Annotated in this window: 25 protein-coding genes and 1 pseudogene; 15 read left to right on the forward strand and 11 right to left on the reverse strand. The window is 70.5% G+C overall.

All coding sequences use genetic code 11. The features are described 5' to 3' along the window. The first annotated feature begins 310 nt into the window (after nucleotides 1–310). The 3 genes from C1N81_RS18620 to C1N81_RS18630 all read left to right on the forward strand — a co-directional run bounded on the left by C1N81_RS18620 (nucleotide 311) and on the right by C1N81_RS18630 (nucleotide 3,088). Nucleotides 311–1,288 carry an ABC transporter substrate-binding protein gene (locus tag C1N81_RS18620; RefSeq protein ID WP_394430520.1) on the forward strand — a complete coding sequence of 326 codons (978 nt, stop codon included), beginning with the start codon at nucleotides 311–313 and terminating at the stop codon, nucleotides 1,286–1,288. 85 nt (nucleotides 1,289–1,373) lie between these two features. Continuing rightward, nucleotides 1,374–2,309, forward strand: a complete 936-nt coding sequence (locus C1N81_RS18625) for an amino acid ABC transporter permease (RefSeq protein WP_394430522.1) — start codon at nucleotides 1,374–1,376, stop codon at nucleotides 2,307–2,309. Nucleotides 2,310–2,335: 26 nt separating this feature from the next. Next, complete coding sequence (locus C1N81_RS18630) at nucleotides 2,336–3,088, forward strand: amino acid ABC transporter ATP-binding protein (protein WP_394438049.1); 753 nt, start codon at nucleotides 2,336–2,338, stop codon at nucleotides 3,086–3,088. A 352-nt stretch (nucleotides 3,089–3,440) separates the two neighbouring features. On the opposite strand, the gene C1N81_RS18635 is transcribed toward C1N81_RS18630, so the two are convergent. Next, nucleotides 3,441–4,220 (reverse strand): class I SAM-dependent methyltransferase, encoded by a 780-nt coding sequence (locus C1N81_RS18635; RefSeq protein WP_394430524.1) that lies wholly within the window; start codon nucleotides 4,218–4,220, stop codon nucleotides 3,441–3,443. 146 nt (nucleotides 4,221–4,366) lie between these two features. Here C1N81_RS18635 and C1N81_RS18640 point away from each other — a divergent pair, with 146 nt between their 5' ends. After that, nucleotides 4,367–5,005, forward strand: coding sequence for a CGNR zinc finger domain-containing protein (locus C1N81_RS18640; protein ID WP_394430526.1), 639 nt, complete (start codon nucleotides 4,367–4,369; stop codon nucleotides 5,003–5,005). Here C1N81_RS18640 and sodX read toward each other — a convergent pair. Next, complete coding sequence (gene sodX, locus C1N81_RS18645; protein ID WP_394430528.1) at nucleotides 4,900–5,352, reverse strand: nickel-type superoxide dismutase maturation protease; 453 nt, start codon at nucleotides 5,350–5,352, stop codon at nucleotides 4,900–4,902. The genes C1N81_RS18640 and sodX overlap by 106 nt on opposite strands. Nucleotides 5,353–5,509: 157 nt before the next feature. Here sodX and sodN point away from each other — a divergent pair, with 157 nt between their 5' ends. Both sodN and C1N81_RS18655 read left to right on the forward strand, forming a co-directional pair. Further along, nucleotides 5,510–5,905, forward strand: a complete 396-nt coding sequence (sodN, locus tag C1N81_RS18650; protein ID WP_365511445.1) for a superoxide dismutase, Ni — start codon at nucleotides 5,510–5,512, stop codon at nucleotides 5,903–5,905. Nucleotides 5,906–6,056: 151 nt separating this feature from the next. After that, nucleotides 6,057–6,896: an ATP-grasp domain-containing protein gene (locus C1N81_RS18655; RefSeq protein ID WP_394430530.1), complete on the forward strand. Its 840-nt coding sequence runs from the start codon at nucleotides 6,057–6,059 to the stop codon at nucleotides 6,894–6,896. Here C1N81_RS18655 and C1N81_RS18660 read toward each other — a convergent pair. From C1N81_RS18660 to C1N81_RS18675, 4 genes and pseudogenes are all read right to left on the reverse strand, one after another. Then, nucleotides 6,880–7,782, reverse strand: coding sequence for a hypothetical protein (locus tag C1N81_RS18660; protein ID WP_394430532.1), 903 nt, complete (start codon nucleotides 7,780–7,782; stop codon nucleotides 6,880–6,882). The two genes, C1N81_RS18655 and C1N81_RS18660, sit on opposite strands and share 17 nt — an antisense overlap. A gap of 14 nt (nucleotides 7,783–7,796) precedes the next feature. Beyond that, nucleotides 7,797–8,345 (reverse strand): sugar O-acetyltransferase, encoded by a 549-nt coding sequence (locus C1N81_RS18665; protein ID WP_394438051.1) that lies wholly within the window; start codon nucleotides 8,343–8,345, stop codon nucleotides 7,797–7,799. 33 nt (nucleotides 8,346–8,378) lie between these two features. Further along, nucleotides 8,379–8,699 (reverse strand): annotated as a pseudogene (locus C1N81_RS18670) (DUF952 domain-containing protein); the annotation flags it as partial. Between the two features lie 28 nt (nucleotides 8,700–8,727). Further along, nucleotides 8,728–9,315, reverse strand: coding sequence for a dihydrofolate reductase family protein (locus C1N81_RS18675; protein WP_394430534.1), 588 nt, complete (start codon nucleotides 9,313–9,315; stop codon nucleotides 8,728–8,730). 143 nt (nucleotides 9,316–9,458) lie between these two features. On the opposite strand from C1N81_RS18675, the gene C1N81_RS18680 reads away from it, so the two are divergent. Further along, nucleotides 9,459–10,049, forward strand: coding sequence for a TetR/AcrR family transcriptional regulator (locus C1N81_RS18680; protein WP_394430536.1), 591 nt, complete (start codon nucleotides 9,459–9,461; stop codon nucleotides 10,047–10,049). Nucleotides 10,050–10,056: 7 nt separating this feature from the next. Here C1N81_RS18680 and C1N81_RS18685 read toward each other — a convergent pair whose 3' ends face one another. The 3 genes from C1N81_RS18685 to C1N81_RS18695 form a co-directional block, all read right to left on the reverse strand. Beyond that, the gene (locus C1N81_RS18685) at nucleotides 10,057–10,680 is read right to left on the reverse strand and encodes a GNAT family N-acetyltransferase (RefSeq protein WP_394430538.1); all 624 of its coding nucleotides are present in this window, start codon (nucleotides 10,678–10,680) and stop codon (nucleotides 10,057–10,059) included. A 250-nt stretch (nucleotides 10,681–10,930) separates the two neighbouring features. Further along, nucleotides 10,931–12,109 (reverse strand): family 2 encapsulin nanocompartment cargo protein polyprenyl transferase, encoded by a 1,179-nt coding sequence (locus C1N81_RS18690; RefSeq protein ID WP_394430540.1) that lies wholly within the window; start codon nucleotides 12,107–12,109, stop codon nucleotides 10,931–10,933. 112 nt (nucleotides 12,110–12,221) lie between these two features. Then, on the reverse strand, nucleotides 12,222–13,628 hold the full coding sequence (locus tag C1N81_RS18695; RefSeq protein WP_394430543.1) for a family 2B encapsulin nanocompartment shell protein: 1,407 nt from the start codon (nucleotides 13,626–13,628) through the stop codon (nucleotides 12,222–12,224). A gap of 186 nt (nucleotides 13,629–13,814) precedes the next feature. Between C1N81_RS18695 and C1N81_RS18700 the strand changes: the two genes are divergently transcribed. The 3 genes from C1N81_RS18700 (at nucleotide 13,815) to C1N81_RS18710 (ending at nucleotide 15,788) form a co-directional block, all read left to right on the forward strand. Next, nucleotides 13,815–14,048, forward strand: a complete 234-nt coding sequence (locus C1N81_RS18700) for a hypothetical protein (RefSeq protein WP_394430545.1) — start codon at nucleotides 13,815–13,817, stop codon at nucleotides 14,046–14,048. Between the two features lie 145 nt (nucleotides 14,049–14,193). Then, the gene (locus C1N81_RS18705) at nucleotides 14,194–14,784 is read left to right on the forward strand and encodes an N-acetylmuramoyl-L-alanine amidase (RefSeq protein WP_394430547.1); all 591 of its coding nucleotides are present in this window, start codon (nucleotides 14,194–14,196) and stop codon (nucleotides 14,782–14,784) included. A 62-nt stretch (nucleotides 14,785–14,846) separates the two neighbouring features. Further along, a complete protein-coding gene (locus tag C1N81_RS18710; RefSeq protein ID WP_394430549.1) occupies nucleotides 14,847–15,788 on the forward strand; it encodes a 1-aminocyclopropane-1-carboxylate deaminase/D-cysteine desulfhydrase in 942 nt (313 codons plus the stop codon). Here the strand turns inward: C1N81_RS18710 and C1N81_RS18715 are convergent. Beyond that, entirely contained in the window at nucleotides 15,767–17,365 is a 1,599-nt protein-coding gene (locus tag C1N81_RS18715) for a Na+/H+ antiporter (RefSeq protein WP_394430551.1), read from the reverse strand. The two genes, C1N81_RS18710 and C1N81_RS18715, sit on opposite strands and share 22 nt — an antisense overlap. A 50-nt stretch (nucleotides 17,366–17,415) precedes the next feature. Between C1N81_RS18715 and C1N81_RS18720 the strand changes: the two genes are divergently transcribed. The 3 genes from C1N81_RS18720 to C1N81_RS18730 all read left to right on the forward strand — a co-directional run bounded on the left by C1N81_RS18720 (nucleotide 17,416) and on the right by C1N81_RS18730 (nucleotide 19,375). Further along, nucleotides 17,416–17,676 carry a UBP-type zinc finger domain-containing protein gene (locus C1N81_RS18720; RefSeq protein ID WP_394430553.1) on the forward strand — a complete coding sequence of 87 codons (261 nt, stop codon included), beginning with the start codon at nucleotides 17,416–17,418 and terminating at the stop codon, nucleotides 17,674–17,676. 263 nt (nucleotides 17,677–17,939) lie between these two features. Further along, entirely contained in the window at nucleotides 17,940–18,353 is a 414-nt protein-coding gene (locus C1N81_RS18725; RefSeq protein ID WP_394430555.1) for an ATP-binding protein, read from the forward strand. Next, on the forward strand, nucleotides 18,350–19,375 hold the full coding sequence (locus tag C1N81_RS18730; protein ID WP_394430557.1) for an RNA polymerase sigma factor SigF: 1,026 nt from the start codon (nucleotides 18,350–18,352) through the stop codon (nucleotides 19,373–19,375). The genes C1N81_RS18725 and C1N81_RS18730 overlap by 4 nt, the downstream gene beginning before the upstream one ends. A gap of 16 nt (nucleotides 19,376–19,391) precedes the next feature. On the opposite strand, the gene C1N81_RS18735 is transcribed toward C1N81_RS18730, so the two are convergent. Then, a complete protein-coding gene (locus C1N81_RS18735; RefSeq protein ID WP_394430559.1) occupies nucleotides 19,392–19,844 on the reverse strand; it encodes a hypothetical protein in 453 nt (150 codons plus the stop codon). 59 nt (nucleotides 19,845–19,903) lie between these two features. Between C1N81_RS18735 and C1N81_RS18740 the strand changes: the two genes are divergently transcribed. Then, nucleotides 19,904–20,872 (forward strand): diacylglycerol/lipid kinase family protein, encoded by a 969-nt coding sequence (locus C1N81_RS18740; RefSeq protein ID WP_394430561.1) that lies wholly within the window; start codon nucleotides 19,904–19,906, stop codon nucleotides 20,870–20,872. A gap of 319 nt (nucleotides 20,873–21,191) precedes the next feature. Further along, entirely contained in the window at nucleotides 21,192–21,449 is a 258-nt protein-coding gene (locus tag C1N81_RS18745; RefSeq protein ID WP_016639615.1) for a WhiB family transcriptional regulator, read from the forward strand. The last annotated feature ends 109 nt before the right edge of the window (nucleotides 21,450–21,558 follow it).

The following is a 21,558-nucleotide window of genomic DNA, read 5'->3' on the forward strand; positions in this document are numbered from 1 at the left end:
TCCTCAACTCGGGCTCGACGTCCGCTGGGCGGCGGTTCAAAGAGTGAGACGACGGGCGGTTCGCCGGAGATCTTCCCGCCGCCGCGCGACGGGCCCGCAGATGATGCGGTCCCATGCACCGTGATGCGCCGCCGTGTTGGCCGTCTTGGCGGACCTGTTATCCGATTTTGACATCATCGACCCCCAACGGCGGCCCGTCCGAATGGCAAGATGCCGTCATCGCACGTCATCGCACGAGGTCGCGACACCCGAAGGTGTGTGCCCAGGCGACCGAACGGCATCTCCACCCATTCCGCCGGAGGACACCACCATGACCGCAAGCACCACCCGTCGCACGACCGCGAATTCCGCGAAGTCCCGGATAGCCGCGGTCGGCGCGATCGCGGTCGCCGGCGCCCTGCTGCTGACGGGCTGCGGTGACCAGACGAAGTCGAAGGACGACGACTCGTCCTCCGCCTCGGGCTCCTCGAAGTCCGCGCCGCTCGCCGACAAGCTGCCCGCGCAGATCCGCGACAAGGGCGTCATCAACGTCGGTTCGGACATCGCGTACGCACCCGTCGAGTACAAGGACGACTCGGGCAAGGCGGTCGGTATCGACCCGGACATCGCGGCGGCGCTCGGCAAGCAGCTGGGTGTCGAGTTCAACTTCCAGAACGGCAAGTTCGCCGACCTGGTGGGCGGTCTCGCCTCCAAGCGCTACGACATCGCCATGTCGGCCATGACGGACACCAAGGACCGCCAGAACGGCATCGACAGCGACACCGGCAAGAAGGTCGGCAAGGGCGTCGACTTCGTCGACTACTTCACCGCGGGCGTCTCGCTGTACACCAACAAGGGCGACGACCAGGGGATCAAGACCTGGGACGACCTGTGCGGCAAGACGATCGCCGTGCAGACGGCGACGTTCTCGCAGGACCTCGCCAAGGAGCAGGCGAAGAAGTGCGCCAAGGACGGCAAGAAGGCGCTGAAGGTCGAGGACTTCGCCACCAACCCGGAGGCCGAGACCCGGATGCGCTCCAAGGGCGCCGACGTCGTCTCCGCCGACTACCCGATCGCCGCGTACTCGGTGAAGAAGTCCGGCGGCGGCAAGTACTTCGAGATCGTCGGCGACCAGGTCGAGGCGGGCCCCTACGGCATCGCCGTCGCCAAGGACAACACGCAGCTGCGCGACGCCCTTCAGGCCGCCATGACCGAGATCATCAAGAGCGGCGAGTACAAGAAGATCATCGCGAAGTGGGGCGTCGACGACGGCGCCGTCACCGAGTCGAAGATCAACGGTGGTTCCTGACCCCTGTCACTCCGGCCCGTCCCCGAACCGGCGGCGGGCCTCTCCCCTCTGACGGGCACTCTGACAGGCCTGAAAGGCACCACCCATGACTCCACCCCTCAGCAAGGCGAACGAGCCCGCGGACAGCGCGTCCGCGGGTGCCCCGCCGGAGGCCATCAAGGCCATCCCGGTGCGGCACCCGGGCCGCTACGTGTCCGCGGCCGTCGCCCTGGCGCTGCTCGGCGCCATCGTCTACGCGTTCTCGCAGGGCAAGATCGAGTGGGGCACGATCCCCGACTACTTCTTCGACGACCGGGTCCTCACCGGCGTCGGGAAGACGCTCGAACTGACCGTCCTGTCAATGATCATCGGCATCGTGGGCGGCATCGTCCTCGCGGTGATGCGGATGTCGAAGAACCCGGTGACCAGCACCATCGCCTGGTTCTACATCTGGTTCTTCCGCGGCACGCCGGTCCTGGTCCAGCTGTTCATCTGGTTCAACCTGGGCCTCGTCTTCGAGTACATCAACCTCGGGTTCATCTACAAGGACTACTGGTCCTCGTTCATGACCCCGCTGCTGACCGCGCTCCTGGGACTCGGCCTCAACGAGGCCGCGTACATGGCCGAGATCTGCCGCTCCGGCCTCCTCGCCGTCGACGAGGGCCAGACCGAGGCCGCGCACGCGCTCGGCATGAGCCACTCCAAGACCCTGCGCCGCATCGTGATCCCGCAGGCCATGCGCGTCATCGTGCCGCCCACGGGCAACGAGGTCATCAACATGCTGAAGACGACCTCGCTCGTCTCGGCCGTGCAGTTCCTCGACCTGTTCAAGGTGGCCTCCGACATCGGCCAGTCGTCCGCCTCCACGGTGGAGATGTACTTCCTGGCCGCCGCCTGGTACCTGGTCCTCACCTCGATCTTCAGCGTCGGGCAGTACTACATCGAGCGGTACTACGCGCGCGGCACGTCCCGTTCGCTGCCCCCGACCCCGCTGCAGCGCCTGCGCACCGTCGTCGGCCGCCCGAAGGGAGGCACGGCATGAGCACCACCGGCTCCGCCGCCACGGCCATGGTCAAGTCCGAGGGCGTCCACAAGTCCTTCGGCAGCGTCGAGGTCCTCAAGGGCATCGACCTGGAGGTCAAGCAGGGCGAGGTCTTCTGCCTCATCGGCCCCTCGGGCTCCGGCAAGTCGACGTTCCTGCGCTGCATCAACCACCTGGAGAAGATCAACTCCGGTCGCCTCTACGTGGACGGGGAACTGGTCGGCTACCGCCAGAAGGGCGACAAGCTCTACGAGCTGCGCGACAGCGAGGTCGCCCTCAAGCGCCGGGACATCGGCATGGTCTTCCAGCGCTTCAACCTCTTCCCGCACATGACGGCCCTCGAGAACGTCATGGAGGCGCCGGTCCAGGTCAAGGGCGTCTCCCGGGCCCAGGCCCGCGAGCAGGCGGGGCAGCTCCTCGAACGGGTCGGGCTCGCCGACCGCGCGAAGAACTACCCCTCGCAGCTCTCCGGCGGCCAGCAGCAGCGCGTCGCCATCGCCCGGGCGCTGGCCATGGACCCGAAGCTGATGCTCTTCGACGAGCCGACGTCGGCGCTCGACCCCGAGCTGGTCGGTGACGTCCTCGATGTCATGCGCGGCCTTGCCGAGTCCGGCATGACGATGGTCGTCGTCACGCACGAGATGGGCTTCGCCCGTGAGGTCGGCGACAGCCTGGTCTTCATGGACGAGGGCGTGGTCGTGGAATCGGGGCACCCGCGCGATGTTCTGACGAACCCTCAGCACGAGCGGACGCAGTCCTTCCTCTCCAAGGTGCTTTAGCCGTCCCGGCGAACCGGGAAGGGGGGCCCGGGGTCATGGACCCCGGGCCCCCCTTCCCGGGCGCATCCTTCACCGCGACTCTCGTCGTGGCCGGTCGCGCAGTTCCCCGCGCCCCTGAGATGCGCACTACGTGCACCATCTCAGGGGCCCATGGGGCTGCGGCGAAGCCGCATGCTCCAGGAGCGCGGGGAACGGCGCGACCAGCCACCGCGGCGCGGCAGCCGACGACGCAACCGGCAAGGGCATCGCGGCGCAGCCGCAAGCCCTCAGGGACGTGGGGAACGGCGCGACCAGCCACGTCGCGAGCCGCGCCCCGCGACGAACCCCACCCCCCGCGGACGCGACCGTCACCTCACCGCAGCGCCAGCACCATCGCATCGGACGGCGAAGCCCACACCGCCCGCCCCTCCGAGAAGCCGGCCCGCCGCAGCGCCTCCACATGCCAGCCCGCGGAGGGCGTGTCCCCGTCGGCGTGCTCCCCGTAGATCTCGAACCTCCGTGCCGTGGGCCCGGCCAGAACGGGATCCTGCGCGGCCAGCTCCCACCAGGCGGCCCAGTCGAGCGCCCCCTCCGCCTTCGCCGAGTCCATCACCTGATGCCGAAGGACCCGCTCCGCGGCGTTGATCCGGGGCGTCGTCTGGTCGATCATGTGGTCCGCGTTCATGAAGACGCCGCCGTCCCGGACGACTCCGGCGACCTGACCGTAGAGCGTGGCGAGGGGTTCGGAATGCAGCCAGTGCAGGGCCGTGGCGGTGAGCACGGCGTCGTACGCGGTGTGCGGCAGCGCCTCGGTCCAGTGCGGGTCCTTGAGGTCGGCGGTGACGAAGCGGACGCGCGTGTCGCCCTCGAAGGTGCCGCGTGCGATGGCGAGCAGCGCGGGGTCGAGGTCGACGCCGACGCTGGTCGCCTCCGGGAAGCGGGCGAGCAGCCGCGCGGTGATGCTGCCGGTGCCGCAGGCGAGGTCGAGGACGCGGGGCGCTCGCCCGACGCACGCCTCGACCATGTCGAGCATCACCTGGAACCGCTCCTCGCGGTCGGGCATGTACCACTCCTGTTGCCGGTCCCAGCTCTGCTGCCAGGCGTGCCAGTCGGTGCCGGCGGCGGTCTCGGCGGTCTCGGCGGTCTCGGTCATGAAGCCCTCCCGTACGGGCATCGTGTGCGTGATGCCCCGTGTCGTTCCGTGTCGTCCCGTGTCACGCCACGCGTAATACCCTGAAAGCCAATACGAGCATTACCCGCTCCCGCCCTGACGATAGACCGCCCCCGTAAGGACTACAAGTGGAACTGGCCTATTACTCGGACTATGCCGTGCGCCTCGTCAACACCGAGGAGCCGGTCCGCGGCAAGGACAGCCTGACGTCCGTGGACGCGGTGCGCGCGCTCTTCGGCGCCAACCAGGAGGCGGCCCGCCGCGCGGCGGACGCCGACCTGACCCGGTTCAGGAGCGTCCGCGGCCGTCTGCGCGCGGTGTTCGAGGCGGCGGACGGCGGCGACGAGACGCTCGCGGTGAACCTGCTGAACTCCCTGCTCCTGGAGTTCCCGGTGAGCCCGCAGATCTCCGGCCACGACCACCGCGACGACGACGGCCGCCCGCTGTGGCACATGCACCTGGCCGACCACCCGTCGAACGCGACGGCGGGCTACGCCGCGATCGCCGCGATGGGGCTCGCCTTCCACCTCACCGAGTACGGCGTGGACCGGCTCGGCCTGTGCGAGGCGGCGCCGTGCCGCAACGCCTACCTGGACACGTCCACCAACCGCTCCCGGCGCTACTGCTCCGACCGCTGCGCGACCCGCGCCAACGTCGCCGCCTACCGCGCCCGCAAACGCCTGGAGGCCGAGCGGCCCGACCGGGCCGAGAGCACCGGCCGCACCGCGCCCAGCGCCCAGGACACCACGGCGGTCACCGACCGCTGACCCTCGCCCTCGGCCCAGGGCCTGCGCCGCCGCAGCCGCCCGCGCACCTTGGCGAGCACGAGCTCGTCCGGCACGACCCCGTACACGGTGCTGTCGCCGCCCGCCCCGGGATTGTCGCCGAGCACCCACCAGCCGCCGTCGCGCCGCTCGGCGATCCGCTTCACGACCAACAGGTCCTGCTGGAAGGGGTGGCGCAGGACGATGACGTCGCCGGGCCGCACCCGGGCGCCGTACTGCACCAGCATCCAGTCACCGTGGTACAGCGTCGGCACCATGGACGGACCGTCCACCTCGATGATCTGAAACGGCACCTTCGTCCCGCGCCCTTCCCCGATCGTCTCGGGCATCTGCCGACCTCCCCGGTTTCCGTCCGCCGGTCACATCCTCCACCTGTCCCAGTGTCACCCTGGACTTTTGGCCTAAGCCCCCGGGGGCACCCGAGAAAAGCCGTGCTCCACGGAGTAATGTCGCACCCGAGAAGACGATCACGAGGAAGGACAGCACATGCTTTCCCGCCTGTTCGCCCCCAAGGTGAAGGCCAGCGCTCACTGCGACCTCCCCTGCGGCGTGTACGACCCGGCCCAGGCCCGCATCGAGGCCGAGTCGGTCAAGGCCGTCCAGGAGAAGATGGCCGGCAACGACGACCCGCACTTCCAGGCGCGCGCCACGGTCATCAAGGAGCAGCGCGCCGAGCTCGCCAAGCACCACGTCTCGGTGCTGTGGAGCGACTACTTCAAGCCCCCGCACTTCGAGAAGTACCCGGAGCTGCACCAGCTGGTCAACGACACCCTGAAGGCCCTCTCGGCCGCCAAGGGCTCGACGGACCCGGCCACCGGCCAGAAGGCGCTGGACTACATCGCCCAGATCGACAAGATCTTCTGGGAGACCAAGAAGGCCTGATCACGGCCTTTCACGGCCTGAACCAGGGCTGCTGAACCACCGGTTCAGGTGACCGGCGGGCGGTGCACCCCCGCGGGCCCCGGACCACCTGGAGGGGCCCGGCCGACGAACTCGGCCGGGCCCCTTCGGCGTAGACATCCCGAGGAGACCCGTGCCCCGCCGCCCCCGCGTCCTCTACGTGACCGACCTCGCCTACGAGGCGCGTGGCCGCCGCTACTGCGACGAGGACATCTTCCTCACCTCACGTCTGCGCGCGTCGTTCGACCTCGCGCTCTGCCACCCCCTGGACGCGACCGCGCTCATGGACGGCTTCGACGGGGTCGTGGTCCGCAACAGCGGCCCGGTACTCGGCCACCAAGAGGCGTACGCGGCCTTTCGCGCCGAGGCGCTCGCCCGTGGCACGACCGTCTACAACCCGCTGACCGGCCGCGCCGACATGGCGGGCAAGCAGTATCTGCCGGACCTGACCCGCGCCGGCCACCCGGTGATCCCGACGGTCGAGAGCGCGGCCGACCTCGACCGTCTCCCCGAGGCCGACGCGTACGTGGTGAAGCCGAAGCGGGGCGCGGACTCGATAGGGCTGCGCGTCGTGGACCCGGCCGAGGCGCGCGCGCTCCCGGCCGCGCAGGACGTCGAACTCCTGATCCAGCCCCGCATCGACTTCGTCCACGAGGTCTCCTTCTACTTCGTCGACCGCACGCTCCAGTACGCCCTGTACGCCCCCGACCCGGAGCGCCGCTGGGACCTGCGCCCGTACGAACCGGCCGCCGCCGACCGCGCGTTCGCCCAGCACTTCGTCGACTGGAACGCCCTCCCGTACGGCATCCAGCGCGTCGACGCCTGCCGCACCCGCGAGGGCGCCCTCCTCCTCGTCGAGCTGGAGGACCTGAACCCGTACCTCTCGCTCCACGTCCTCGACGCGGCGACCCGCGACGCGTTCGTGGCGGCGATGACCGCGTCGGTCCGCCGGGCCGTCACCCCGCTTCCCTGACCTCCGCCACATTGCGGAGCAACCGGTCCCGGTCCGCGCGTACGGTGTCGAACGCCGCCCGGTGCCGGTCGAGCTCGCGGCGCTGAAGACGCGCCGTCACCGCCCACCACACCCCCGCCGTGTTGTGGGCGCGCTTGCACGCGATGTCGGCGACGGCCGTGCCCACCTCCCGCCGCGAGTGCCCCGTGTTGCCGTCCTGCCCGCGCCGCCACGCCTTGTCGGCGGAGGCCGCCGCGGGATCGGCGTACCGCTCGAACCCCTTGTCGACCACACACTCCGCCCAGGTGCGGTAGGCGCGGCGCAGACGCGGATCCCGTTCGGCCTGCTTGCCGACGGCGTACTCGCGTTCGGTGACATACGTCCACATGCGCTTGACGTCACGCACCCCGCGCTGGATCCGCCGGTAGGCCTCCCCCGAGCAGCCGCCGTACTCGGCGCGCCGGTCGCCGTAGTAGACGTCGGACTCCTCGCGGGTCATCATCCGGCCGGTGTGCTCGCGCGGAGCGGTCTTCTTGTCCGGGTCCCAGCCGTACCCCCAGCGTCCGGCCCTCTCCAGGTCGTGGGAGCCGACCGGGCCCGTGCTCACGGAGACCGCCGTCAACGTGAACGTGGTGGCCATGGTGAACGGCCTCGGATCCCGGGGGAAGTCGGCGAAACCGTGCCGGACCATGCACCGCTGCGCGAGCAGTCCGGCCGCCGACTCCATCGACCGGTACGCGTCCCCGTCGCCCCCGGCCATCTCGTAGCGGGCCATCGGCAGCTCCGGAACGTCGTCGTCCGACCACACGACCGGCGTCCCGTCCGCCCAGCTCCTGGCGTGCCCGGCCCCCGCGCCGGCATCACCGCCCGCGCAGCCGATCGCCACGACCGCGGCCGCGACACACACCGCCCCCCTGCGTCTCACTCCCCCGCCGCCCCGATCTTGCGGACCACCCGCGCGGGATTGCCCACGGCGACCACGTCCGGCGGCAGGTCGCGGGTGACGACGGACCCGGCGCCCACCACCGTGTTCGCGCCGATGGTGACGCCGGGACAGACGATGACGCCACCGCCCAGCCACACGTTGTCGCCGATGGTGATGGGCTTCGCCGCCTCCCACTTGGCGCGGCGCGGCTCGGGGGCGACGGGGTGGGTCGGGGTGAGGAGCTGGACGTTCGGCCCGATCTGCACGTCCTCGCCGATCCGGATGGGCGCCACGTCCAGGAGGACGGCCCCGCAGTTGACGAACGTCCGCGCACCGACGCTGATGTACTGCCCGTAGTCGACGGAGAGCGGCGGGCGCACCACCACGTCCTCGCCGACCTCGCCGAGGAGTTCGCGCAGCAGCTCGCCGCGGGCCGGCAGGTCGGTGACGCTGCTCGCGTTGTACCGCTCGGCCAGCTCGGCACCGCGCAGCGCGTCGGCGGTGAGAACGGGGTCGTCGGCGAGGTAGAGGTCACCGGCGAGCATGCGCTCCTTCTGGCTACGGTCCTGGGGACGCGGCCACTCCCGCACCTCGGTCACCGCGCCGACCGGCAGCGGCCCGTACACGTGCGGGAACTCCTCGCCTCCCGGCGCCACGGACTCCACGCGCACCGGCACGTCGACCCGTGTCCGGTCGACGACCAGGACGACAAGCTCCCCGGCCGCCGCCTGGCCCTTGTACAACATGTCCGCGACGGCGCGGAGTTGATGCGGAAACGAGCAGTGGATGAACCCGACCTCCTCCAAGGTCTTGCCACGCGTCGACATCGTGTACGCGCCGGTCGCCCGAGCGCTCTCCCACAGGGCGCGCTCGGTGAGGTGCAGCAGTTCGATCGCCATGGGGGCCAATCTATGGGTCCGCCAAGGGCTAGGGCCGCCTGATGTACCGACGGACGACCGCGCCCTGCGCGAAGGTGCGGTTCTCCGCGAGCTCGAACTCGGCGAGGTCGTACGCCCGGCCCGCGAACATGGGCATACCGCCGCCGAAGACCACCGGATACGTCTTGATCACGAGCTCGTCGATCTCGTCCGCGAGCACCCCGGCCAGCTCCGCGCCCCCGCAGAGCCAGATGCCCAGCTCCCCCGCCTCCGCCTTGAGCGCGCGCACCTTGCCGACGACGTCGTCGTGGATCAGCTCGACGTTCGGGTGCGGGGACTCGGCGAGGCTGCGCGTCGCGACGTACTCGCGCAGATGCCCGTACGGGCTGAGCAGCCCGGCGTCGATCCCCACCTGGTAGCTGCGGCGGCCCTGGAGGACGGTGTCGAACCTCTTGTTCGCGACCCCGTCGAGTCCGAGGACGCGGCGGCCCTCCGACGAGATGGTCTCCGGATACTCCTCGACGAGGAACTGCCGGAACTCCTCGTCGACATAGGACATGAACATCATCCCGTCACCGGACTCGTCACCGATGAAACCGTCGACGGAGGCGGCGATGAAGTACGTGAGCTTGCGCAAGCTGGTCTCTTTTCGCTGGATTCGATGGATTTCGCTGGATCTTCATTGGGCGACGGTACGCAACCACTGCAGTTATAGTACTTCAGGTGTAGTGGTTGCAAGGGTGCAAGGATCTCGGAACGGACCGGAACGGAGTCGAGGACATGGTGAAGAACCCGGAGCGCCGGGCCGCCCTGGTGGACGCGGCCGTCGGAGTACTCGCGGCCGAGGGCGCGCGCGGGCTGACCTTCCGCGCGGTGGACACGGCGGCGGGCGTCCCCACGGGCACGGCGTCCAACTACTTCGCCAACCGCGACGACCTGCTCTCCCAGATCGACGCATGGCTGCACGAACGGCTCGCGCCGGACCCGGAGGCCGTCGCGGAGCTCCTGGAACGGCCGAGGGACCGCGCCCTCGTCACCGCCTTCATGCACAACTTGATGGGCCGGGTGCAGGGCGACCGCACCGGGTTCCTGGCCATGATGGAGATGCGCCTGGAGGCGACGCGCCGGCCCGCGCTGCGGGCGTCCCTGACGGCGTCGCTCCGCGGGGATCTCGACTTCGGCATCGCGTTCAACGCCGACTCGGAACTGCCCGGCGGCGCGGAGGAGATCACCCTGCTCTACCTGGGCATGCTCGGCCTCATCCTGGAGACCTTGACGATGCCGGGGATGCTGGACGGCGCGATCCCGGGCGTGCAAGTGCCGGACGGCATCGTGGAACGCCTGGTGGAACGGATCGTGCCGCCCGCCTGAACCGCGGTCAGCCGCGCCGCGGTTCCCGCCACATGGGCCACAGCGACGGGCCGTCGGGCAGGTCGACGGCGGTCCCGGTGAACACGAAGCCGAGCCGCTCGTACAGGGCACGGCTACGGGCGTTGCTCGCCTCCAGGTAGGCGGGCAGCCCCTCGCGGTCGCACCGTTCGAGGACGGGCGCCATCAACGCGGTGCCCAGGCCCTCGCCCTGCCGCTCCGGCTTGACGCCGATCATCCACAGGTAGGCGTGCGCCCGGCCCGTGGGGTGCGCGGCCTCGGTCAGCCGGGCGATCTGCTCGACCCGCTCGTTGTCGGGGTCGACGGCGGCACGGACCTGCGCGGGCCCGTCCTCGCCCGCGTCCTGGTCCTGGCTCTGGCCCTGGCCTTCGTCCGATGCCTCGGGAATGTCCATCCACAGGGCGACGGCGGTGCCGTCCTCCGCGAGGTCTATGTACCCGTCGGCGAAGGTGGCGTCGGTGAACGCCCCCATGAGGTAGGAGTGCCGGGCCCGCCTGCGCTCCACGTCCGGGAACACCCAGCTGCTCACGGGATCGTCCATGAACGCCTCGTCGAGCAGCTCCACGACGAAGTCCCGCTCCTCCGCCCGCGCCCGCCGAATCCCCACACCCACGCCGATCGTCCCCTCATCTCGCCCTCCGCCAACCGACACTCCCCGGCTGGCACTTGGCAGCCTAAGCGATCTTGCCGGGGGCGACTATGGGGTGGGGCGAGCCTTGGCGCGGCGGGCCCGTGAGGGGCGAGCCCTGGCGCGGCGGGCCCGTGAGGGGCGAGCCCTGGCGCGGCGGGCCCGTGAGGGGCGAGCCCTGGCGCGGCGGGCCCGTGAGGGGCGAAGCCCAGCCGTCCCAGGGGCCGCCCCGGCCTCAGTACCCCCGTCGCGTGACGAACTCCGCCAGGGACAGCAGCCCGCCCGCCGCCTCCGGCACCGGCACCGCCCGGGCCAGTTCGTCCAGGGCGCGGGCCATCTCGTCCGCGGCGCGGGCCTGCGCCCAGTCGCGGCCGCCCGCGCGTTCGACGGCCCGGGCGATGGCCTCCAGCTCTGCGGAGCTCTCCTTCTTGGGGCCGGGCGGCCCGTACAGCGCGGCCAGTTCCTCGGCCGCCGGTCCGCCGGAGGCGAGCGCCGCGACGACGGGCAGGGACTTCTTGCGGACGGCGAGGTCGGCCGCGGCCGGTTTCCCGGTGCGGGCCGGGTCGCCCCAGATGCCGATGATGTCGTCGATGAGCTGGAAGGCGAGGCCCGCCGCCCGCCCGAACGCGTCGAGCGCCGCGGCCTCCTCCTCGCCCGCGCCCGCGTACAACCCACCGATCGCGCAGGCGCAGCCGAGCAGCGCCCCTGTCTTGGCCTCCGCCATGATCAGGGTCTCTTCCAGCGACACGTCCCGGGGCCCGCGCCGCTCCAGGGCCACATCCGTGGACTGCCCGGCGCAGAGTTCCACGACGCACGCGGCGAGCCGGGCCGCCGCGGCCGGTGCCGCCGGGTGCGGATCCTCGGCGATCATCCGCTGGGCCTGGACCTGCAACGCGTCCCCCACCAGGATCGCGTCGGCGTCCCCGAACACGGTCCAGGCGGTCGGCCGGTGCCTGCGCGTCTCGTCCCGGTCCAGTACGTCGTCGTGCAGCAGGGTGAAGTTGTGCGTCAGTTCCACGGCCGCCGCCGCCCGTACCACCCGCTCCGCCCGCCCCCCGAGGGCGCGCGACGCGGCGAGGACGAGGGCCGGCCGCACCGCCTTGCCGACGTTCGCCGCGCTTCCCGCGACGGGTGTGCCGTCCGCCTCCTCCCAGCCGAAGTGGTAGAGGGCGACGCCGCGTAGGGGTTGCGGCAACAGCTCGACGGCCCGCCGCAGTTCGGGCCCGACCGACGCCCTGGCCTGCGCCAGGATGACCTCCGCCTCCGCGGTCTCCCGCCCGTCGGGGCCAGGCTCCCCGCGCCCGGCCACGCCCGCTCCGCCGGGCACCGCGGGCGAGGGTAACGCCGCCTTCGTCCGCCCTGTGTTCGACTCGGCAGGCCCCGCTGCCCCTCGCGTCTCCGCCGTCTGCGTCATGAACTCACCCCGGTGAGGGCGCGGACGGTGGCGGGTCCGCTGCTGTCGGGCGCGTACCCCCAGGGTGTACCCGCCCTGCCGGGCGGGGACACGGCTGATCGCGCTCGGGGCGTCACTGCCACCGGCCGATCTCGACGTTCTCCAGGACACCGAGCGCGTCCGGCACCAGGACCGCCGCCGAGTAGTACGTGGTCACCAGGTACGAGATGATCGCCTGCTCGCTGATGCCCATGAACCGCACCGACAGGCTCGGCTCGATCTCGTCCGGGATGCCGGTCTGCTGGAGCCCGATGACGCCCTGCTCCTCCTCGCCCGTACGCATGCAGATGATCGAGGTGGTCCGCGCGTCGGAGATCGGGATCTTGCCGCAGGGGTAGATCGGCACGCCGCGCCAGGTCGGGATGCGGTGCCCGCCCATGTCGATGCTCTCGGGCACCAGCCCGCGCTGGTTGCACTCCCGGCCGAACGCGGCGATCGCCTTCGGGTGCGCCAGGAACAGCTTGGACCCGCGCCGCCTGCTGAGCAGCTCGTCCATGTCGTCCGGGGTCGGCGCCCCGTTGTGCGGCTGGAGGCGCTGGTCGTACTCGCAGTTGTTGAGCAGCCCGAACTCGGGGTTGTTGACCAGCTCGTGCTCCTGGCGCTCCTTCAACGCCTCGACCGTCAGGCGGAGCTGGTGCTCCGTCTGGTTCATCGGGTGGTTGTAGAGGTCGGCCACGCGCGTGTGGACGCGCAGCACGGTCTGCGCGACGCTCAGCTCGTACTCGCGCGGCGCCGACTCGTAGTCGACGTACGTGCCGGGCAGTACGGCCTCGCCGACGTGGCCCGCGGAGAGGTCGATCTCCTTCTCGCCGTAGTCGTTGGCCCGCTGCTCCGGAATCGCGCGCAGATGCTGGAGGTGGCTGCCGAGCGCGTCGGAGCGCTCCGCGACCTGCTCCAGGTCGCGGCGGGGCAGCACGAGCACGGTGCACGCGGTGATCGCGCGCGCCGTGTACTCCCAGATGCTGTCCGGGTCGAGGAGTGCCTGTTCACCGAAGAACGAGCCGTCGGCCAGGACTCCGAGGCGCGCGTCGTCCCCGTAGGGGCCCGTCCCGATCTTCTCGACGCGGCCGTGCGCGAGGAGGTACGCCTGGTCGGCCTGGCTCCCGAAGGAGGCGAGCACGTCGCCGGGGGCGAACTCCCGCTGGACGCACCGCTGGGCCAGTTCGTTCAGGACCTCGGGGTCCTCGAAGCCGCGCAGCGCCGGCAGTTCCCCCAGCTCGGCCGGGACGACCCGCACCTGTTCCCCGGTCTTCACGAACGTGATCCGTCCGTCCCCGACCGTGTAGCTCAGGCGCCGGTTGACCCGGTACGTGCCGCCCTTCACGTTCACCCAGGGCAGCGCGCGCAGCAGCCATCGGGAGCTGATCTCCTGCATCTGCGGCGCGGACTTGCTGGTGGTGGCCAGATTCCGCGCGGCGGATGTACTGAGGCTCTTCTGTGACCCCGCCTGCTCCGAGCGGACCTCTTCGCCTACCGACATGAAATGCCTCCTGATCAGGAACCGACCTGCGACGGCAAACACTTTCAGCACGTTCCGTGAGTTCGCCATTACACAAATGAGGGGGAATGGATTCCGTCCCGACGGGGCATTAGTCGCGTTTTGCGGAACTCCGCGATCCAGCGGCACGTTGATCCGACAACAACCACGACGTAAAAGGAGACGACCATGGCGGGCTTCCTGGACCGGGCCAAGGAGCAGGCGCAGCGCGGCCTGACGCAGGGCAAGCAGAAGCTGGACGATGTGCAGGCGCAGCGCGCCGGCGGCGATCTGCTGAAGAAGCTGGGCGCGGCGTACTACGAGGAGCGCAGGGGCACCGGCAGCGCGGACGCGACGCAGCGGGCGCTCCAGGCGCTGGAGGCGCACATCGCGGCGAACGGGGACGGTTTCCTGCGCGCCTGAGGCGTATGTGGCGCGTTCCTTGCCCCGGTGTCCGGAACGGCTCGCACGGAATCCGAACGACTGGTCGTAGCACCGTAGTTGCGGGTAGAAGCAGCGTACGAGACGGTGCGCGACGGGCGGCCGTCGCGCCCGTGAGGAGACGGCCATGGCCCCACCCATGTCCGCGAACAGTTTTCTGTCCGCTCTCGAGGACGAGGGTCTGACGGTCGTCCAGGTCGGCGACTGGCAGCATCACAACCGCAACAGCAAGGGCGCCTGGGGGCCGATGCACGGTGTGATGATCCATCACACCGTCACCAAGGGCAGCGACGCGACGGTCCGCATCTGTCGCGAGGGCCATCCGAGCCTGCCGGGACCGCTGTGCCACGGCGTCATCACGAAGGACGGCCGGGTCCACCTGGTGGGTTACGGGCGGGCGAACCATGCGGGTCTCGGCGATGACGACGTCCTGCGCGCCGTCATCGCCGAGAAGGCGCTGCCGCCGGACAACGAGGCGAACACGGACGGCAACAGCCACTTCTACGGCTTCGAGTGCGAGAACATGGGCGACGGGCAGGATCCGTGGCCCGCGGTGCAGCTGGAGGCCATCGAGAAGGCGGCCGCCGCGGTCTGCCGCCACCACGGCTGGACGGAGCGCTCGGTCATCGGCCACCTGGAGTGGCAGCCCGGGAAGATCGACCCGAAGGGGTTCACGATGGCGTCGATGCGCAAGCGCATCGGTGTCCGTCTCGGGTAGCACGTACCGCGCGGCCTGGAGCACTACGCCGCGCGCGGTAGTGGCACCCGGACAGATGTCCGATGTCCGACAATGGCCGGGTGCCCCGCCCGTTCACCGACGCCCTGCGCCCCCGGCTGCCGTCGCCTCTCACCGAGGTCGACGACGACCGGTTCGCGCGCCACGGCGTGCGCCTGCTGCTCAAGCGGGACGACCTGATCCACCCGGATCTGATCGGCAACAAGTGGCGCAAACTCGCCCCGAACCTGGCGGCGGCGTGCGGGCGCGCCCTTGTCACGTTCGGCGGCGCCTACTCGAACCATCTGCGGGCCACGGCCGCCGCCGGCCGCCTCCTCGGCGTGCCCACGCTCGGCATCGTCCGCGGCCAGGAGCTCGCGGAGCGGCCGCTCAATGCGTCCCTGACCGCTTGCGCGGCCGACGGCATGGGGCTGCACTTCGTCGACAGGGCGACGTACCGGCGGAAGAACGACCCGGACGTCCTGGCCGCTCTCCTGGCCACCACCGGAGCGGCGGACGCCTATGTCGTCCCGGAGGGCGGGAGCAACGTCCGCGCGGTGGTGGGCTGCATGGACCTCGGTCTTGAGCTGCGCGGCCAGGCCGACGTCGTCGGTATCGCCTGCGGGACGGGCGGCACCCTGGCGGGCCTTGCCGCAGGGCTCGGCCCCGGGCAGCGCGCCTTGGGCGTCTCCGTCCTCAAGGGCGGCTTCCTGACGGCCGAGGTCCGCGCCTTGCAGGAGGCCGCGTTCGGCAGTCCCCGCGGCACGTGGTATATCGAGGACCGCTTCCATTGCGGCGGCTACGCGCGCGTGCCCGCGTATGTGGCGGAGTTCGCGGACGACTTCGAGCGCCGCCACGGTGTCCCGGTCGAGCACCTCTATGTCGCCAAGATGCTCCTTGCCCTTGTCACTCTCACGGAAGAGGGCGCCTTCGCTCCCGGCACGGCCCTCGCCGCCGTCGTCACCGGCGCCCCCTTCGAGGGCGCTCAGTCGTCGATCTCCCGGTAGGCGGCGGCCTCCTCAAGGTCGAGCTTGCGCAGCAGGGTGCGCATCATCTCGTCGTCGATCCGCCGCTCGTCCCGCATCCGTACGAAGACCTCGCGCTCGGCGGCGATCGCCTCCCGCGCGAGCCGGCGGTACGTGTCGTCGGCGGACTCCCCGGTCACCGGGTTGGGCTGGCCGAGCCGCTCCCAGACGGAGTTGCGGCGCCGCTCCAGAACGGTGCGCAGACGGTCCTGGAGGGGCTGTGGGAGGCAGTTGCGCTCGTCCTGCATCAAGGTGTCCACGCGCTCCTCCGCGGCGGTGGAGGCGGCGTTCTGGGCCTGCGCCTCGGCGAGCGTCTCGTGCTGGACGTCGCGCCCCGGCAGCTTCAGGGCCTTGATCAGCGCCGGCAGGGAGAGCCCCTGCACCACGAGGGTGCCGATGACGGTGGTGAAGGTCAGGAAGAGCACCAGGTTGCGTGCGGGGAACGGCTCGCCCTCGTCCGTGACGAGCGGGATCGAGAACGCGATGGCCAGCGACACCACCCCGCGCATCCCCGCCCAGCTCACGATGAGCGGCCGCTTCCAGTCGGTGTCGTTCTCGCGCTCCCTGATCCGCGCCGACAGGAACACCGGCAGATAGGTGGCCGGATACGACCACACGAAGCGGACCACGACCACCAGGACGAACACCCCGATCGCGTACCAGACGGCCTGCGCCACGCTGTACTCGCCGAGGTCCTTCAGGACGACGCGCAGTTGCAGACCGATGAGCGCGAAGACCGACGACTCCAGGATGAACGAGACGACCTTCCACACCGCGGCCTCCTGGAGCCGCGTCTCGAAGTCGACCTGCCAGGAGTGGTGCCCGAGGTACAGGGCGACGGTGACGACCGCGAGGACCCCGGAGGCGCCCACCTGTTCGGCCGCCGCGTACGCCACGAAGGGGATCAGCAGCGAGAGGGTGTTCTGCAGGACCGCCTCGGTGAGGCGTTTGCGCAGCCAGTGCAGCGGCACCATCAGCAGCAGCCCGACCCCGACACCGCCGACGGCGGCCACCACGAACTCGCGGATGCCGCCCGCCCAGCTCGCCCCCTCCCCCACGGCGGCGGCGAGCGCCACCTTGTAGGCGGTGATCGCGGTCGCGTCGTTCACCAGGGACTCGCCCTGGAGGATCGTGGTGAGCCGCGCGGGCAGGCCCACTCTGCGCGCGATCGCCGTCGCGGCGACGGCGTCGGGCGGGGCGATCACCGCGCCCAGGACGAGCGCGGCGGTCAGCGGCAGGTCGGGGATCAGCTCGTACGCCAGCCAGCCCACGGCCACCGTGGCGAACAGGACGTAGCCCACCGAGAGCAGCGCCACGGGTCTGATGTTGGCCCGCAGGTCCAGATAGGAGCTCTCCAGGGCGGCCGTGTGCAGCAGCGGCGGAAGGATCAGCGGCAGCACGATGTGCGGGTCGAGCGCGTACGCGGGAATCCATGGCACGTACGAGGCCACCAGGCCGGCCGCGACCAGGAGGAGCGGTGCCGGTACCGGTGTCCTGCGCGCCACTCCCGCCACCGCGGCGCTCGCCGCGACCAACCCCACCAGTGGCAAAACGTCCATGCCCAGCCTTCCGCCGTCCTTCTCACGTCCCCCGTCGTAACCTGGCCATCATGAACGAGTGCCCGCACGTCGACGCGCTGCCGCACCCCGAGCCGGCTCCGCTCAGCGAGACCTGTCTGGAGTGTCTGGCCCTGGGCAGTCACCCTGTGCAACTACGGCTCTGTCTCGTCTGCGGTCATGTCGGTTGCTGCGACTCCTCGCCCTACCGGCACGCGACGGAGCACTTCAAGGAGACCGGCCATCCGGTGATGCGCACCTTCGAGCCTGGTGAGAGCTGGCGCTGGTGCTTCGTGGACACGTCTTTGGTCTGATGCGGACGATCCTTCGCCGGGTCGGGGTTCGACCGGTTGGCGCTTGGGTACGTCAATCCGGCGCCCGCTTCTTCCAATTGGGAGCGCACGCCCTCTAGCCACTGTCCGTACCCGTAGGCTTACTATGAGTGACAGCACTGGGCCGGGGGTCCCCGGGACAGGAAAGTCGGGCGCGCGGTAGCGTCACCGCAGATATATGTGGCGCGTCACCCGGGGGAGGACCTCCGGAGCCCGAAAGTGCTTGTACCACCTTGGAGGTGAGGGTGTCCCAGATCGCAGGAGAGCCCGGGAATCAGGACTTCGTGGAAGTCCGGCTGCCGGCTGCGGGTGCCTACCTGTCAGTGCTGCGGACGGCCACGGCCGGTCTCGCGGCGCGTTTGGACTTCACCCTCGACGAGATCGAGGACCTGCGCATCGCGGTAGACGAGGCCTGCGCGATCCTGCTCCAGCAGGCCGTCGCGGGCTCCGTGCTCAGCTGCGTGTTCCGGCTCGTCGACGACTCCCTGGAGGTGACGGTCTCCGCCCCGACCACCGACGGCCGGGCCCCGGAGCGCGACACCTTCGCCTGGACGGTGCTGTCGGCCCTCGCGGGCCAGGTCGACTCCTCGGTGGCCGAGGACAACACCGTCTCGATCAGCCTCTACAAGAAGCGCGGCGCGGGCCCCGGCCCGGCGTGAGGAACGGGGACGGTCCGGTGCGGGACGACAAGCGCGGCACACGGGATTTCCCGGCCGACGGCACGACGGGGGTGCGGCGGATGACCGCCGGCATCCCCGAGCAGCAGGCCAGGCCGCACCCGGAGGACCCGATGGCCGACGCGCCACAGCAGGCAGCGCCGACTTCCGGGGCCGGGCTTCGCGAGCGGCCAGGGGGATCGGACGCGCGACGGGCGGGATTGATGAGCGACCACGAGCGACACGGTGAGCAGCAGGGCCGGCACGACCCGCGGGACCGCAGCAACGCGCGCGCGATGTTCATCGAGCTGCGCACCCTGCCGTCCGGCAGCCCCGAGTACGCGGAGATGCGCAACCAGCTCGTGCGCATGCATCTGCCGCTCGTCGAGCACCTGGCCCGCCGCTTCCGCAACCGCGGGGAACCGCTGGACGACCTCACCCAGGTCGCGACGATCGGCCTGATCAAGTCGGTCGACCGCTTCGACCCGGAGCGCGGCGTGGAGTTCTCCACGTACGCGACCCCGACGGTCGTCGGCGAGATCAAGCGGCACTTCCGCGACAAGGGCTGGGCCGTGCGCGTCCCGCGCCGCCTCCAGGAGCTGCGCCTCTCCCTGACGACGGCGACGGCCGAGCTGTCCCAGTTGCACGGTCGCTCCCCCACCGTTCATGAGCTGGCCGAGAAGCTGGCCATCTCGGAGGAGGAGGTCCTGGAGGGCCTGGAGTCGGCCAACGCGTACTCCACGCTGTCCCTGGACGTCCCGGACACGGACGACGAGTCCCCGGCGGTCGCCGACACCCTGGGCGCGGAGGACGAGGCCCTGGAGGGCGTCGAGTACCGCGAGTCCCTCAAGCCGCTCTTGGAGGATCTGCCGCCGCGCGAGAAGCGCATCCTGCTGCTGCGGTTCTTCGGGAACATGACGCAGTCGCAGATCGCGCAGGAGGTCGGCATCTCCCAGATGCACGTCTCGCGCCTCCTCGCCCGCACGCTGGCTCAGCTGCGGGAGAAGCTCCTTGTCGAGGAGTGAGCGGCGGCGACCGCGCCTACTTGGGCTGGTGCGCGCTCCCCGGCGTGCGGATGCCGAGCGCGCGCGTGGTCGCCGGATTGACCAGCAGGACCAGCGCGGCGATGGCCACGGCGGCGAGTGCGATCCCGCCCGGGATGGCGATGCTGTCGGCCTGCAGCAGCGTGTAGGCGACCGGCAGGGCCATGATCTGCGTGATGATCGCCGGGCCCCGGCTCCAGCTCTTGCGGGCGAGCAGCCCGCGCGCGGCCAGCAGCGGCAGCAGGGCGAGCACGATGAGGGTCACCCCGCCGGTGACGGCCTGCTCGGGGTTGTCGGGGTTCCCGGAGACCCCGGCGACCAGCATGTAGACGCCGCCCACGACGAGCGCGACCCCCTCGAGTCCGGCCAGCGCGGCGGCGGCGGTCAGCCGGCCGGGTCGCGGGCCGTCTTCGTCAGGGGTCTCGGGGGCGGGATTCTGCTCAGAGGTCACCTTTGCAGGGTAGCCCCCGGCCAAGCGTTCCCCGCAGGGCGCTGGGTACCCTGCATCGCATGCGTGCACTTCTTGTGGTCAATCCGGCGGCTACCACCACCAGTGCGCGCACGCGCGATGTCTTGATCCACGCGCTCGCGAGCGAGATGAAGCTCGACGCGGTCACCACCGAGTACCGCGGCCACGCGCGCGACCTGGGCCGGCAGGCGGCGGAGAGCAAGGACATCGAGCTGGTCGTCGCCCTGGGCGGCGACGGCACGGTCAACGAGGTCGTGAACGGGCTGCTGCACCACGGCCCCGACCCCGACCGGCTGCCACGCCTGGCCGTCGTCCCCGGCGGCTCCACGAACGTCTTCGCACGCGCCCTGGGCCTGCCGAACGAGCCCGTGGAGGCCACCGGACAGCTCCTGGACGCCCTGCGCGAGGGCCGTGAGCGCACGGTCGGCCTGGGCCTCACCGCGGGCACCCCGGGCACGGAGGACGAGGCGGTCCCCTCGCGCTGGTTCACGTTCAGCGCGGGTGTCGGCTTCGACGCCGGTGTGGTCGGCAGAGTCGAGCAGCAGCGGGAACGCGGCAAGCGTTCGACCCATGCCCTGTACGTGCGACAGGTCGTCCGTCAATTTCTTGGTGAGCCGGACCGCAGACACGGCACCATCACGCTCGAACGGCCGGGCGAGGACCCGATCACGGATCTGGTCGTCTCCATAGTCAGCAACACCTCCCCGTGGTCGTTCCTGGGCAACCGGCCGCTGTATCCGACGCCCAAGGCGTCCTTCGACACCGGCCTTGACGTGCTGGGACTCAAGAAATTGTCGACCCCGGCGGTGGCCCGTTACGGGACCCAGTTGCTGACCTCCTCACCCGAGCGGGGACCGCACGGTAAGAACGCGGTCACGCTCCATGACCTCACGGACTTCACCTTGCATTCGAAGGCGCCCCTGCCCCTTCAGATGGACGGTGACCACCTGGGGCTGCGTACCAGCGTGACGTTCACAGGCGTACGCCGTGCACTGCGTGTGATTGTGTGAGTGGAAGGGCCCAAAGTCCTTTATCTCGAACGTTTGGGCCAGGTCCCACCCCATGGAATGACGGCTGTGACCTAGTCGACACCGAGGAATCAAAAAAAACTTTCCAGAAGGGGTTGTATCCGCCGCCGAGGTTTGCGAATCTCTACATGGCGCTCGGGACAACCCGCAACATCGGCCCCACAGAGAGCCCGAATCCCCTCCTCAAAGCAACGGACACCCGTCGCCTATGTGACGTTCGTCCCTTCACTTGTTGAGGGATTCGTGAAAGCGTTCACATTCACAAGCAACCCGCATGTAATACCAAGGAGAGGTAGCAGCCATGGACTGGCGTCACAACGCCGTTTGCCGCGAGGAAGACCCCGAGCTGTTCTTCCCCATCGGCAACACCGGTCCCGCGCTGCTGCAGATCGAGGAAGCCAAGGCCGTCTGCCGTCGCTGCCCCGTCATGGAGCAGTGCCTGCAGTGGGCGCTCGAGTCCGGCCAGGACTCCGGCGTCTGGGGTGGCCTCAGCGAGGACGAGCGCCGCGCGATGAAGCGCCGCGCCGCTCGCAACCGGGCCCGTCAGGCCTCCGCCTGATTCCCCACCCCTTACGAGCCTGAGCCCGGCGGCGCGTACAGCGAGTACGCATCCCCCCGCCCCCGAGCCGCAGCGCGCAGTACCCCCGATGCTCCCCCAGGCTCCGCCC

It is taken from the genome of Streptomyces sp. SGAir0957, assembly GCF_043523415.1.